The organism is Paractinoplanes pyxinae, from assembly GCF_026626335.1.
In the GTDB taxonomy this organism is placed as follows: domain Bacteria; phylum Actinomycetota; class Actinomycetes; order Mycobacteriales; family Micromonosporaceae; genus Actinoplanes; species Actinoplanes pyxinae.
Genome location: NZ_JAPNTZ010000008.1, coordinates 318,161 through 332,216, shown reverse-complemented (window position 1 = coordinate 332,216; position 14,056 = coordinate 318,161). Strand labels below are relative to the sequence as shown.

Genomic DNA, 14,056 nt, shown 5'->3' with positions numbered 1-14,056 from the left:
CCGCTACGGGAGGTCTTATTTCGTGAGCGCCGCGCTGCCCGTTCTGCGCAATTTCGTCGGTGGTGACTACACCGCGACGGTGGACGGGGTCACCTCCGAGGTGATCGACCCCAGCACCGGGGAGGCGTACGCGCTGGCCCCGGTCTCGTCCGAGCAGGACGTCGACGCGGCGATGACCGCGGCCGACGCCGGCTTCGAGGCCTGGCGGGACGCCACCCCGGCCGAGCGGCAGCGCGCGATGCTGCGGATCGCCGACGCGATCGAGGCCCGGGCCGGCGAGATCATCGAGGCCGAGTGCCGCAACACCGGCAAGCCGGTCGAGGCCACCCGGGCCGAAGAGATGGGACCGCTGCTGGACGAGCTGCGTTTCTTCGCGGGGGCGGCTCGGATCCTGGAAGGCAAGTCCGCGGGGGAGTATCTGCGCGACTACACGTCCTACGTGCGGCGCGAGCCGATCGGCGTGTGCGCGCAGATCACCCCGTGGAACTACCCGATGGTCATGGCGGTGTGGAAGTTCGCGCCGGCCATCGCCGCGGGCAACTCGGTCGTACTGAAGCCGTCCGACACCACGCCGGTGTCGACGCTGCTGCTGGCCGAGATCGCCGCCGAGTTCCTGCCGCCGGGCGTGCTCAACGTCGTGTGCGGCGACCGGGACACCGGCCGGGCCGTGGTGGCCCACCCGGCCCCGCAGCTCGTCTCGATCACCGGCTCGACCCGGGCCGGCATGGAGGTGGCCGTCTCGGCCGCCGCCGACCTCAAGCGGGCCCACCTCGAGCTGGGCGGCAAGGCGCCGGTCATCGTGTTCGACGACGCCGACATCGAGCCCACCGCCCAGGCGATCGCCGGGGCCGGCTACTTCAACGCCGGGCAGGACTGCACTGCAGCCACCCGGGTGCTGGTGCACGGGCGGGTCGCCGCCGACTTCACCGACGCTCTGGCCGAGGCGGCCCGCACCACCAAGGTGGGCGCCCCGGCCGACCCCGACGCGTTCTTCGGTCCGGTCAACAACGCCGGTCAGCTGGCCCGGGTGCAGGGCTTCCTCGACCGTACGCCCGATCACGCGAGCATCGTGGCCGGCGGCAAGCGCATCGGCGAGCGCGGCTACTTCCTCGAGCCGACCGTCGTGGCCGGCCTCCGGCAGCGCGACGAGATGGTTCAGGACGAGGTGTTCGGCCCGGTCATCACCGTGCAGCAGTTCGACGACGAGGCCGAGGCGGTCCGCTGGGCCAACGACGTCCGGTTCGGGCTGAGCGCGAGCGTCTGGACGCAGAACCACGGCCGCGCCATGCGGGTGTCGCGGCGGCTCGACTTCGGAGCCGTCTGGATCAATACTCATCTGCCTTTCGTGTCGGAAATGCCGCATGGCGGCTTCGGGCACTCCGGGTACGGCAAGGACCTTTCGATGTACGGGTTCGAGGAGTACACCCGGATCAAGCACGTCATGAGCTACCTCGGCTGACCAGTCAACCTCCCCACCGCGAAGAGGAACGCCCCGATGACCACCCCCCAGCACAGCGCGGTACGCGCCCGGTCGGCCGCGCCGGCCGCCGGCGCCCCGGCGATCGAGTTCGTCGGCGTCAACAAGAACTATCTGTCGCACGGCGAGACGGTGCCCGCCGTCAAGCGGACCGACCTGGCGATCGGGCAGGGTGAGTTCTTCTCGCTGCTGGGTCCGTCCGGCTGCGGCAAGACGACCACGATGCGGATGATCGCCGGCTTCGAGGAGCCCACCGCGGGCAAGGTGTTCCTGGACGGTCAGGACGTCACCGGCGTCTCGGCCAACAAGCGCGACGTGAACATGGTGTTCCAGTCCTACGCGCTGTTCCCCCACCTGAACACGTACCAGAACGTCGCCTTCGGCCTGGAGCGCAAGAAGGTCGCCAAGAGCGAGATCGGCCGCCGGGTCGGCGAGATCCTCGAGATCGTGTCCCTGACCGGCATGGAGAAGCGCTCGCCGAAAGAGATGTCGGGCGGTCAGCAGCAGCGCGTCGCGCTGGCCCGGGCCCTGGTCAACCGGCCCCGGGCCCTGCTGCTGGACGAGCCGCTGGGCGCGCTCGACCTCAAGCTGCGCCAGCAGATGCAGATCGAGCTCAAGCGCATCCAGCGCGAGGTCGGCATCACCTTCGTCTACGTCACCCACGACCAGGGCGAGGCGCTGACGATGTCCGACCGGATCGCCGTGATGAACGCCGGCGTGATCGAGCAGCTGGGCACCCCGCGCGAGATCTACGAGCGGCCGGCGTCGCGGTTCGTGGCCGGCTTCATCGGCACGTCGAACATCGTGGACGGTCACGTCGACCGGGTCGAGGGCGGGCTGGCCCTGCTCAGCTACACCGCGCAGGACAGGGTCGTCGTGCCCGCCGCGCAGTCGGTGCGCCAGGGCGACAAGCTCGAGGTGTCGATCCGTCCGGAAAAGATCGATCTGCACCGCGGGGTTCCGCCCGTGCAGGCGACCGGTGGCAGCGTTCTCTCCGGGACAGTGACGGAGGTCGTTTATCACGGAACCTCAACGAATTACACCGTGGCCACCGCGGCAGGCGCGGATTTCACAGTCTTCGATCAAAATGCTTCGAATGCCGACGATCTTGCGGATCGCGGTGACCGGGTGTACCTGACCTGGGCCCCCCAGCACTCATACATGATCGGAGACTGAGATGTCTGCGTCGAATATGTCCGACCCCACCTTCCTTCGCGGCCTGACCCAGCGCCGCTTCGGCCGTCGGGACGCGCTTCGGCTCTCCGGCCTGGCCGGCATGGGCGCCGCACTGGCCGCCTGTGGCGTCCAGGGGCAGGGCACGCAGGCTCCGGCCAGCGCCGAGCCCGACGCCGTGGCCAAGTTCTGGAACGGCAAGGTCAAGAACGGCACGCTGAACTTCGCCGGCTGGCCGCTGTACATGGACCCCAAGCGCCCCGAGCTCAAGAAGTTCACCGCCAAGACCGGCATCAAGGTGAACTACCAGGAAGTCATCCAGGAGATGGGCCCCTGGTTCGCCAAGGTGCAGCCGCAGCTGTCGGCCGGCCAGTCCATCGGGTTCGACCTCATGGTGATCACCAACAGCTTCCAGTTCACCCAGTTCCGCGACTCGGGCTTCCTGGCGCCGCTCGACCACGCCAAGCTGCCCAACTACGCGAAGAACGCCGGGGCCGCGTACAAGAAAGAGGCCTTCGACCCGGGCAATGCCTACAGCATCCCGTACGCCTCGGGCATGACCGGCATCGCCTACGACGAGAGCAAGACCGGCCCGATCAAGGGCCTGGCCGACCTGTGGAACAACCCGAAGCTCAAGGGCAAGGTCGGCATGTTCTCCGACATCCAGGAGCTGGGCAACTTCGGCCTGCTGAAGGCCGGCGTTAACCCGGCCGAGTCCACCGAGGACGACTGGGAGAAGGCGGCCGAGGAGCTCAAGAAGCAGAAGGCCGACGGCTACGTCCGCAACTACTACGACCAGGGCTACATCGACGCCCTCGGCAACGGCGAGGTCTGGGCGACCCAGGCCTGGTCGGGCGACATCTTCCAGAAGAACCTGTCCGACAACCGGGACTTCAAGTTCATCATCCCGGAAGAGGGCGGCACGATCTGGACCGACAACTTCACTATCCCGATCACGGCCAAGAACCCGGTCGACGCGATCATGGCGATGGACTTCTTCTACGAGGTCGCCAACGCGTCGACGCTCGCCGAGTACATCAACTACGTCTGCCCGGTGCCGGCGGCCCAGGCCGACATGCGCGCGCGGGCGGCCAAGCTCAGCGGCGACGACAAGGAAGCGCTGCTCGACGTGGCCGACAGCAAGCTCGTCTACCCGACCCAGGCCGAGTACGACAAGCTGCACTACTACGTCGCGTTCGAGGCCACGAGCGAGCAGCAGAAGTTCCAGAAGACCTTCGAACCGATCGTGCTGGGATGATATGAACCGCGCCAAACAAAAGATCGCGCCCTACCTGCTGGTTCTGCCCGGCGGGATCTGGTTGCTGATCTTCTTCGCGGTGCCGATGATCGCGATGTTGTCGCTCTCCCTCCAGGAGGGCGACATCGTCCACGGCTACCGCTTCACCGGGCACTGGCAGACCTACACGGAAGCCATCTCGGCCTACCAGACCCAGATCTACCGGTCGCTCATCTACGGCGCCATCACGACCGTCGTGCTGATCGCCCTGGCCTTCCCGGTGGCCTACTTCATCGCGTTCTACGGCGGGCGCAAGAAGGGGAGCTACCTCTTCCTCGTTCTGCTGCCGTTCTTCGTCTCGTTCGTGCTGCGGACGATCTCGTGGCGGCAGATCCTGACCGACGAGGGCCCGCTGCTCTCGCCGCTGCGGGACGCCGGGGTGATCGGGCAGTCGTTCCACATCCTCGGCACACCGTTCGCGGTGATCGGCGGGCTGGTGTACAACTTCCTGCCGTTCATGGTGCTGCCGATCTACGTGGCGCTGGAACGCATCGACCCCCGCGTGGTCGAGGCGGCCCGGGACCTGTACGCCAACCCGGCCACCACGTTCCGGCGGGTCATCTTCCCGCTGGCCCTGCCGGGCGTCTTCGCCGGCGTGCTGATGACCTTCGTGCCGGCCAGCTCCGACTTCGTCAACTCCGAGGTGCTGGGCAGCTCCGACACGACGATGATCGGCCAGGTCATCCAGGCCCAGTTCCTCGACAACTCCGACTATCCGACGGCCTCGGCGCTCTCCTTCGTGCTGATGCTCGTGCTGTTGATCGGCGTCTTCACGTACGCCCGGATCCTCGGCACCGAGGACGTCATGAAGGTGGCCGCGCGATGACGGCGTCGACCCTGCAGCGGCCGCAGTCCTCCGGCACGGACGATGCGGCGCAGCTCAAGCCCAAGCGCCGCATCACCGGCCGCGGGATGCTCCACACGTACACCTGGCTCATCATCGCCTGGCTCATCGTGCCCATCGCCGTCATGATCGCGTTCGGCTTCAACGACACCCCGGGCCGCTACAACCAGACCTGGGACGGCTTCACCTTCAAGTGGTACGGGCGGCTGTTCGAGTACTCCGACCTGACCAGCGCCCTGGTCACGTCGCTGGTCATCGCGGTCGTGGCCAGCCTGCTCTCGGGCGCGCTGGGCACGGGCATCGGCTACGCGCTGGGCCGCTACCGCTTCCGCGGCTCCGGCTCGCTCAACCTGATCATGTTCGCGACGATCTCCTCGCCCGAACTGATCATGGGTGCGTCGCTGCTGAGCCTGTTCGTCTCGGCCGGCGCCGGTCTGGGCCCGGTGACGATCACGATCGCGCACGTCATGTTCTCGATCTCGTTCGTCGCCGTCGTCGTGCGGGCCCGGGTGATGACCCTGGACCGCTCGATCGAGGAGGCCGCGGCCGACCTGGGCGCGAACGGCTGGACCACGTTCTGGAAGGTCACCTTCCCGATCATCCTGCCCGCCATCTTCTCCGGCGTGCTGCTGGCCTTCGCGCTGTCGATCGACGACTTCATCGTCACCGCCTTCACGGCGGGCACCACCAAGACGTTCCCGCTGTGGATCTGGGGCGCGACCCGCGTCGGCATTCCGCCGCAGGTCAACGTCATGGGCACGCTCATCTTCGCGATCGGCGTCCTCGGCGCCGTGATCGCCAACATCCGTTCGTCACGACAGGGTAAGCGGGATTGATAACTCGTGCGTTCTTCGCTGAAGGATGCTGTTTCTGAACCCTACTGGCTGACCCAGGCGGGGGCTCCGGCTCCCGCCGCCCCGCTCGACGGCGTCGACTCCGCGGATCTTGCGGTGATCGGCGCCGGCTACAGCGGACTGTGGACAGCTCTGATGGCCAAGGAGCGCGACCCCGCCCGCGACGTGGTGGTGATCGAGGCAGGCACGGCGGGCTGGGCCGCTTCCGGTCGCAACGGCGGCTTCTGCGCCGCCTCACTCACCCACGGCTACGAGAACGGCCTGAGCCGCTTCCCGGCCGAGATGCCGCGCCTGGTCAAGATGGGTCTGGACAACCTGGACCAGATCGAGGCGACTGTCGCGCGCTACGGCATCGATTGCGATTTTTCCCGTACGGGCGAGTTGTCGGTCGCGACGGCCGAGTGGCAGCTCCGCTCGTTGAAGGAGAGCCCCGGGTTCCTCGATCGTGATCAGATCCGGGCCGAGGTCGACTCACCCACGTACCTGGGCGGCGTCTGGGACCGCGACGGCTGTGCCATGGTCGACCCGGCCCGCCTGGTCTGGGGCCTGCGCGAGGCGTGCCTGTCGCTGGGCGTGCGCTTCTACGAGCAGTCCCCGGTCGAGCGGATCAAGCCGCACGGCGCCGGCCTGCGCCTGCACACGTGGCGCGGGCGGATCGACGCGGCCCAGGTCGCGCTGGCCACCGGCGCGCACGGCAAATTGCTACGGCGGCTGGGTCACTTCGTGGTTCCCGTGTACGACTACGTCCTCATGACCGAGCCGTTGTCCACGGACCAGCTGGCCTCGATCGGCTGGGGGAACCGCCAAGGCATCGGCGACGCCGGCAACCAATTCCACTACTACCGGCTCACTTCGGACAATCGCATCCTGTGGGGCGGCTACGACGCCGTCTACTACAACGGCGGGCGGATCGATCCCTCGCACGACCAGCGCGAGGCCACCTTCGCCGTGCTGGCCGACCACTTCGCCGAGACGTTCCCGCAGCTCGAAGGCCTGCGCTTCACCCACAAATGGGGCGGGGTGATCGACACCTGCAGCCGGTTCAGCAGCTTCTTCGGCACGGCCCACGGCGGCCGGCTGGCGTACGCGGTCGGCTACACCGGACTCGGCGTCGGCGCGACCCGCTTCGGGGCCAACGTGATGCTCGATCTGCTCTCCGGCGAACGCACCGAACGCACCGCGCTCAAGATGGTGCGTACGAAGCCGGTGCCTTTCCCGCCCGAGCCGGTGCGCTCCGGCGTCATCCAGCTGACCCGCTGGTCCATCGCGCAAGCGGACCGTAACGACGGCCGCCGCAACGTGTGGCTGCGCACGCTCGACAAGGTCGGCCTGGGCTTCGACTCCTGAAGCGCACGCAATACGGAAATAGTTGTCCGCACTCTTGCGCGCGACGGAATCAGTGAAATGATCGGGTCCTGAAGCTTGAAGGAGTTGAGTGATGGCCTCGTCGGCCGAGTTGCACCAGCGTCGGTCCGCGGCCGTCGCGCGCGGGGTCAGCAGCATGATCCCGTCCTACGTGAGCACCGCCGGCGGCGGCACGATGACCGATGTGGACGGCCGCGAGTGGATCGACTTCGCCGCCGGCATCGCCGTCACCAACGTCGGCAACGCCGCCCCCAAGGTCGTCGAGGCGGTGAAGGCGCAGGTCGAGCGGTTCACCCACACCTGCTTCATGATCGCCCCGTACGAGCAGTACGTGGCCGTGTGCGAGCAGCTGGCCGAGCTCACCCCGGGCGACTTCGAGAAGCGGTCGGCGCTGTTCAACTCCGGCGCCGAGGCGGTCGAGAACGCGGTCAAGATCGCCCGGCACGCCACCGGGCGCCCGGCCGTCGTCGTGTTCGACCACGCGTACCACGGGCGCACCAACCTGACGATGGCGCTCACGGCCAAGGTCATGCCGTACAAGCAGGGCTTCGGCCCGTTCGCGGGCGAGATCTACCGCGTCCCGATGTCGTACCCGCTGCGCGACGGCCGCGGCGGGGCGGACGCGGCCGCGTACGCCATCGGCCAGATCGAGAAGACGGTCGGCGCGTCCAACGTCGCCGCCGTGCTGATCGAGCCCATCCAGGGTGAGGGCGGCTTCGTCGTGCCGGCCGAGGGCTTCCTGCCGGCCCTCGCGGCCTGGAGCAAGGCGGCCGGCGCGGTGTTCATCGCCGACGAGATCCAGACCGGCTTCTGCCGCACGGGGGAGTGGTTCGCCTCTTCCCATGAGGGTGTCGAGCCGGATCTGATCACCACGGCCAAGGGCATCGCCGGCGGGCTGCCGTTGGCCGCGGTGACCGGCCGCGCCGAGATCATGGACTCCGTCCACCCCGGCGGGCTCGGGGGAACGTACGGGGGAAATCCGATCGCCTGCGCCGCCGCGCTCGCCTCCATCGAGACGATGCGGGAGCTCGACCTGGCCGCGGCCGCCCGCCACATCGAATCGGTGGCCCGGCCCCGGCTCGAGGCGCTGGCGGCCAAGCACCCGGCGATCGGCGAGGTCCGGGGCCGCGGCGCGATGCTGGCCGTCGAGGTCGTGATACCCGGCGAAGACAGCGCGGCCGGCCCGGCGCCCGACCCCGTGCTGACCGGCGCGGTGGCCAAGGCGGCGCACGAGCTGGGTCTGCTGCTGCTCACCTGCGGAACCTACGGCAACGTGATCCGTCTGCTGCCGCCGCTGATCATCTCGGACGACGAGCTGGATCGCGGCCTCAGCCTCCTCGAACAAGCCTTCTCTTCCATCTGAAGTTCGGAGCCCCCCTTGAGCGACCTCCAGTCACCCGACTACGAAAAGCTGTCCGGCGACGCCCGCGACCACCTGTGGATGCACTTCACCCGGCTGTCGTCCTACAAGAAGGCCGACATCCCGATGATCGTCCGCGGCGACGGCTGCTACATCTGGGACTCCACCGGCCGGCGCTACCTCGACGGCCTGTCCGCGCTGTTCGTGGTGCAGACCGGCCACGGCCGGCAAGAGCTGGCCGAAGCCGCCGCCAAGCAGGCCGGTGAGCTCGCATACTTCCCGATCTGGTCGTACGCCCACCCCAAGGCCGTCGAGCTGGCCGACCGCCTGGCCGACCTCACCCCGGGCGACCTCAACCGGGTCTTCTTCACCACCGGCGGCTCCGAGGCCGTCGAGTCGGCCTGGAAGCTGGCCCGCTCGTACTTCAAGCGCACCGGCAAGCCGACCAAGACCAAGGTGCTGTCGCGCTCGATCGCCTACCACGGCACCTCGATGGGCGCCCTGTCGATCACCGGCATCCCCGCCCTCAAGCAGGACTTCGAGCCGCTGGTCCCGTCGACGTTCCGGGTGCCCAACACCAACTACTACCGGCGCCCCGACGAGTCGCAGTCGCTCGAAGAGTTCGGTGTCTGGGCGGCCGACCGCATCGCCGAGGCCATCGAGTTCGAGGGCCCCGACACGGTGGCCGCGGTCTTCCTCGAGCCGGTGCAGAACGCGGGCGGCTGCTTCCCGCCCCCGCCCGGCTACTTCCAGCGCGTACGCGAGATCTGCGACCGCTACGACGTGCTGATGGTCTCGGACGACGTGATCAGCGGCTTCGGCCGCCTCGGCGAGTACTTCGGCGGCCAGCGCTACGGCTACACCCCCGACATCATCACCGTCGCCAAGGGCCTGACCAGCGGGTACGTTCCCCTGGGGGCGATGATCGCGTCGGAGCGCCTGGCCGAGCCGTTCCTCGAGGGCACCAACTGGTTCGCCCACGGCATCACCTACGGCGGCCACCCGGTCGGCTCCGCGGTGGCCCTGGCCAACCTCGACATCATGGAACGGGAAGACCTCAACAAGCACGTGCGGGACAACAGCGACCTGTTCCGCTCGTACCTCTCCCGGCTGGAAGACCTCCCGATCGTGGGCGACGTCCGCGGCGACGGCTACTTCTTCGGCCTCGAGCTCGTTAAGGACAAGGCCACCAAGGAAACCTTCAACGAGGAGGAGTCCGAGCGCCTGCTGCGCGGCTTCCTCTCCAGCGCCCTGTTCGAGGCCGGCCTCTACTGCCGAGCCGACGACCGCGGCGACCCGGTCATCCAGCTCGCCCCGCCCCTGATCGCGGGCGAGCAGCAGTTCATCGAGATCGAGCAGATCCTGCGCTCGGTCCTCACCGAGGCCTCCAACCGCCTCTAGCAACGACGCGAGAAGCCCGGCATCCTGGTGGGTGCCGGGCTTTCCGTGTTTCAGCTGCGGTGGGTTTTGAGACAGCCGCGAGAGCTGTCCAAGCGCGCCGTAGCGTGGCGCCGGCACCACGTGGGAGGGAGCTGCCGATGCGCACCCTTCTGTTAGGTCTGGGCGCTGTCGCGCTGTGGTTCGCGGAAGGCCAGCTTCCCGGGCGCTCGAGTGCGAGGCGCACCGCAGGGAGCAGTAGTGGACTCGCCGGTCGATGCTCTCAACGAAGTGCCGGCCCGATTCAAGCTGGTCAACGCTCTGCCGGCGGCGCTGTTCGTCTGCACGGTCGGCGTTCTTCTGCTGAGCGGCGCTCCGCAGGAAGCTCCCGCCTTCAATCACCTCCTGGAAAGTGCCCGGCGCTTCGGCTGGGCCGGTGCTGCTGCTGCTGTAGGACTTGTCGCGGTTGGCGCCGTCCTGCTGGAGCCGCTGGAGCTGGCCTCCATCCGGTTGCTGGAGGGCTACTGGTCGGCCTGGGGTCCGCTCCGGCGGGCAGCCGACCTGGGCCGCTGGGTGCAGCGGAGGAAGCTGGAACGGCTGAAGCTCCTTACCGACGTGGCCCAAGCGAGGAGCATCCCCTCCGCCGACATCGACGCGGAACTGCTGAACTTCCCTAGCAGCGGTGCTCTGTTGCCGACCGCGCTCGGGAACCGGTTACGCGCTTTCGAGGAGCGCGCCGGTCGCGCTTATGGACTGCAGGCGATCGTGCTGTGGCCACGGCTCTACTACGTGCTGCCCGACGCCGTCCTGAGCTACGTGGCCCGAACCCGCAACCAGCTCGACACCGCCAGCCGACTGTGCCTGACCCTCATACTCAGCGCGGCCGCCGCCGCCGTCCTGCTGGCCACCCATCCGCTGTGGTGGCTCGTTCCGCTGGCCATGCTGGCCGGAGCGATGGTGGCCTACCGATCGGCATTGGCCGCCGCCGGCAACTTCGGTGTCGCGGTCACCGCGGCCATCGACGTCTACCGGCTCCGCCTGCTGCAGGAGATGCGCGTCGACATGCCGGCCGACACCGCGGGCGAGCGGACGATCAACGACCAGCTCAGTCTGCTCTGGGCCGGCGAGAAACGAGCCGGTGTCCGCTACGCCCCGGCCAACAGTGACATCGCCGTCTACCTGCAGGCGCTGCGCCGCGACCAGCCCTAAACCGGCGTCTTGACCCGCAGCGACGCGAACGCCGACAACACCACGATGGTGAGGTCCGTGTCGGCCGGTCGCCGCGACTCGTCCGCCAGCACCTGCTCCCGCCCACCGAAGCCGCGGCTGTCGACATGCACCCTGATCCCGCGGGGGACGACGACGTCGACGCCGGCCAGGAAAGCCACGATCTCGAGCCGGGGCGCCGGGTCGTCGTCGGTGCGGGCCGGCGGCGGCAGAATGGTCAGCTCGCAACCGCCGATGACCGTCTTCAGCTGCAGGAGCGGATGTTCGGCCGGGTCCCACGTCACCGGCCTGCCGAGTGCGGGCACCGTGCGGTCGACGAGCAGGACCACCCCCAGCACGACCAGGCCGGCGGCCAGCCACCTACCACCCCGGCTCACCGGCGCCTCCCGCGCGGGGATCTGCGGAGCTGCATCCACAAATCCAACCACACCGATCCGTGCGCCGGTTCCTCAGAACAGCGTCAGCGGGCCGACCGGCTCGGGTTCGGGGAGGGGGTCGAGGCCGGGCACCAGGGCGGCCACCTCGGCGTGGAACTGGCGGGCCAGGGCGGGGGCGCCGGTGTTGTCCGGGGTGTGGATGAAGACCGTGGGGGAGCGGCCTTCGCGCAGCCAGCGGGCCACCACCGGGAGCCAGCGTTGCCAGCCCTCGACCGTGCGGCCGGGGTCGTCGCGGCCCAGGTAGCGGATCACCGGGTGGTTGGTGAGGGCTTTAGGGCGTACGGGCAATCGGGGTTTCTTCTGCCAGGCGTCGCGTTCGGCGTCGCTGGTGGGTGGGGTGGCGAACATGACGCTGGTGTCGAAGGGGACCAGTTCGGCGGCGGCCTCGGTCAGGATCGCGTCCAGGTCTGTGTGGTCGGTGGCGAACGAAGGGTGGCGGACCTCGACGGCGTAGCGGAAGCCTTGCGCTCGGCGGCGCAGGAAGGCGGCCAGGGCGGGCAGGTCGGCCGGGCCGAACGACGCCGGCAGCTGGATCCACAGGGCGTGCACGCGCGGGCCCAGCGGCTCGATCGCGGTGAGGAAGGCGCGCAGGGCCTCGTCGCCGCCGGTCAGGCGCTGGTCGTGGGTGACGACGCGGGGCAGCTTCAGCACGAAGCGGAAGTCGTCGGGCGTCTGGCGGGCCCAGCCGGCCACCGTCTCACGCGACGGGGTGGCGTAAAAGGTGGTGTTGCCTTCGACGGCGTTGCACCAGCCCGCGTACGCCTGCAGTTTCTCTTGCCCGGGGCCGACCACCGTGCCCTGCCAGGCCTTGTGTGTCCACATCGCACAGCCCACGTGCAGCTGCATGTCCCTGCCTTTCGACGACTATCCGTGACACTAACGGGTTACCCAAAAGCGAAACCCCCATCCTGCACCGGACCGGGATGATCAACTCATTTCGCAAGACGTCATGACGAAAGGGGTTTGCAATGAACCGCATCACTCGGCTCCTCGCTGTCGCCGGCCTCGGCCTCGGCACCGCCGTCGCGATCGGCGCGGGTCCGGCTCAGGCCGCTCCCGCCGCCGCTCAGGGTGCCACCCAGAGCGCCCAGGGTGGCTACTACGGTTACGACGACGACGAGGTTGTCGGCTACTTCCGCTCGCGCAGCGCCTGCGAGCGCGTGGGCCGGCTCGGCGAGTGGCGTGACCGCTGGGACGACTACGACTGCGAGCGGGTCGGCTTCGGCCACAGCCGTCGCGGCTACGTCCTGCGCGTCGACGACTGGAACGACAACTGGGACAACCACAACTGGTACGGCGGTTGGTACAACGGCTACCGGGGTGGCGACTTCGGTTGGTACAACGGCGGCCACCGCTTCAACTTCGGCAACGTGATCTTCCGCCGCTAGTTGGCACGACGACGGGCCACACTCCGCTCTCGGGGGTGTGGCCCGTCGCTTATCGGGGAAATGCCGGGCGGTGACAACAGACGATCGGCCCGCACCGCTCATCCGGCCACCCCGACTGCGTACGAAGGAAGACCGTGGCGCGTCCCGGCTGGAGCTCTTCTTCGATCTGGCCTACGTCCTGGTCATCGACCAGCTCGCCACCGGGTTCGCCGATCATCTGAACCTGACCGGCACCCTCACCTTCGCCGGGCTGATCATCGTGACGTGGTGGTCGTGGGTGACGATCACGTTGTACGCGAACCGGTTCGACACCAACGACGTGCTCTACCGCCTGGCCAAGCTGGCCGCGACGGGCGCCGTGGTCGGCATGGCGGCCGCGGCCTTGGGCGCCACGGGCAGTGAAGGCACCGAGTTCGCGCTGTGTTACCTGGCCACCCGCGTTCTGCTGCTACTTCTCTACGTACGGGCGTGGCGGCATGTGCCCGAGGCGCGCCACACGATCGGCATCTACATCGGCGGCGCGATCGCGTCGGCCCTGCTGTGGACGGCTTCGCTGCCGGTCGACGGCACGGTCCGGTACGTGCTGTGGGGCGCCGGGATTCTGATCGAGGCGGCCGCCCCCATCCTGGCCACCCGGCTCGGCGACAAGACCCCGCTGCACCTCGACCACCTGCCGGAACGGTTCGCGCTGTTCGTGATCCTGGTGCTGGGCGAGTCGGTGCGCTCGATCGCGGTCGGCGTGCACGAGCAGCACTGGGTGGCCGCCTCGGTGGTGTCGGCCGCCCTCGCCTTCGTCGCCGTCGCGGCCGTCTGGTGGATCTACTTCGACCTCGGCGGAGCGGCCGGCAAACGCGAACTGGTCGAGGACGGGGACGACCCGGAGACCGGTGTCGCCGACGCCTACATCTACGGTCACCTGCCGCTCGTCGTCGGCCTGGCCATCGCGGCGGTCGGCATCGAGCAGTTCGTCGCGCACCCGTCGGGCGATCTGGGCGACACCGCCCGCTGGGCGTTGCACGGCGGGACGGCCCTCTATCTGGCCGGCGTCGCGATGGTCATGATGGGCACGTCGGGCCGCTGGCGGTCGGCCTGGCCGTGGCCGGTCGCGGTGATTCCGCTGGTCGCGCTGCTGGGCATCCCGGAGTTCCTGGCTCCCATGGTGTCGGTGATCCTGGTGACGCTCATCCTGATCGCCACGGTGCTGGCCGGCATGCGCGCCCAACGACAAGGCCGATTGCGTACGACCGAAGCCTGATC

13 protein-coding genes are annotated in these 14,056 nt (G+C 68.7%); 11 read left to right on the top strand and 2 right to left on the bottom strand.

The genetic code is table 11. The annotated features are described in order from the left end of the window. The first annotated feature begins 22 nt into the window (after positions 1-22). The 9 genes from OWR29_RS24330 to OWR29_RS24290 all read left to right on the top strand — a co-directional run bounded on the left by OWR29_RS24330 (position 23) and on the right by OWR29_RS24290 (position 10,956). Positions 23-1,459, top strand: a complete 1,437-nt coding sequence (locus tag OWR29_RS24330) for a gamma-aminobutyraldehyde dehydrogenase (protein WP_267565504.1) — start codon at positions 23-25, stop codon at positions 1,457-1,459. A 36-nt stretch (positions 1,460-1,495) separates the two neighbouring features. Then, a complete protein-coding gene (locus OWR29_RS24325; RefSeq protein ID WP_267565503.1) occupies positions 1,496-2,653 on the top strand; it encodes an ABC transporter ATP-binding protein in 1,158 nt (385 codons plus the stop codon). A 1-nt stretch (position 2,654) separates the two neighbouring features. After that, positions 2,655-3,908: a polyamine ABC transporter substrate-binding protein gene (locus OWR29_RS24320; RefSeq protein WP_267565502.1), complete on the top strand. Its 1,254-nt coding sequence runs from the start codon at positions 2,655-2,657 to the stop codon at positions 3,906-3,908. A 1-nt stretch (position 3,909) separates the two neighbouring features. After that, positions 3,910-4,773 (top strand): ABC transporter permease, encoded by an 864-nt coding sequence (locus OWR29_RS24315; protein WP_267565501.1) that lies wholly within the window; start codon positions 3,910-3,912, stop codon positions 4,771-4,773. Next, entirely contained in the window at positions 4,770-5,627 is an 858-nt protein-coding gene (locus tag OWR29_RS24310) for an ABC transporter permease (protein WP_267565500.1), read from the top strand. The genes OWR29_RS24315 and OWR29_RS24310 overlap by 4 nt, the downstream gene beginning before the upstream one ends. Positions 5,628-5,633: 6 nt before the next feature. Further along, on the top strand, positions 5,634-6,992 hold the full coding sequence (locus OWR29_RS24305; RefSeq protein ID WP_267565499.1) for an NAD(P)/FAD-dependent oxidoreductase: 1,359 nt from the start codon (positions 5,634-5,636) through the stop codon (positions 6,990-6,992). A 91-nt stretch (positions 6,993-7,083) separates the two neighbouring features. Next, positions 7,084-8,373 carry a 4-aminobutyrate--2-oxoglutarate transaminase gene (gene gabT, locus OWR29_RS24300; protein WP_267565498.1) on the top strand — a complete coding sequence of 430 codons (1,290 nt, stop codon included), beginning with the start codon at positions 7,084-7,086 and terminating at the stop codon, positions 8,371-8,373. 15 nt (positions 8,374-8,388) lie between these two features. Beyond that, positions 8,389-9,771, top strand: a complete 1,383-nt coding sequence (locus OWR29_RS24295; protein ID WP_267565497.1) for an aspartate aminotransferase family protein — start codon at positions 8,389-8,391, stop codon at positions 9,769-9,771. A gap of 237 nt (positions 9,772-10,008) precedes the next feature. Further along, positions 10,009-10,956: a hypothetical protein gene (locus OWR29_RS24290; RefSeq protein ID WP_267565496.1), complete on the top strand. Its 948-nt coding sequence runs from the start codon at positions 10,009-10,011 to the stop codon at positions 10,954-10,956. Here the strand turns inward: OWR29_RS24290 and OWR29_RS24285 are convergent. Both OWR29_RS24285 and OWR29_RS24280 read right to left on the bottom strand, forming a co-directional pair. Then, positions 10,953-11,390, bottom strand: coding sequence for a hypothetical protein (locus tag OWR29_RS24285; protein ID WP_267565495.1), 438 nt, complete (start codon positions 11,388-11,390; stop codon positions 10,953-10,955). The genes OWR29_RS24290 and OWR29_RS24285 overlap by 4 nt on opposite strands. Positions 11,391-11,423: 33 nt before the next feature. Further along, the gene (locus OWR29_RS24280) at positions 11,424-12,257 is read right to left on the bottom strand and encodes a DUF72 domain-containing protein (protein ID WP_498371634.1); all 834 of its coding nucleotides are present in this window, start codon (positions 12,255-12,257) and stop codon (positions 11,424-11,426) included. Positions 12,258-12,379: 122 nt separating this feature from the next. Here OWR29_RS24280 and OWR29_RS24275 point away from each other — a divergent pair, with 122 nt between their 5' ends. Next, positions 12,380-12,799 carry a hypothetical protein gene (locus tag OWR29_RS24275; protein WP_267565494.1) on the top strand — a complete coding sequence of 140 codons (420 nt, stop codon included), beginning with the start codon at positions 12,380-12,382 and terminating at the stop codon, positions 12,797-12,799. Between the two features lie 70 nt (positions 12,800-12,869). Continuing rightward, positions 12,870-14,054, top strand: coding sequence for a low temperature requirement protein A (locus OWR29_RS24270; RefSeq protein WP_267565493.1), 1,185 nt, complete (start codon positions 12,870-12,872; stop codon positions 14,052-14,054). Positions 14,055-14,056: the final 2 nt, after the last annotated feature.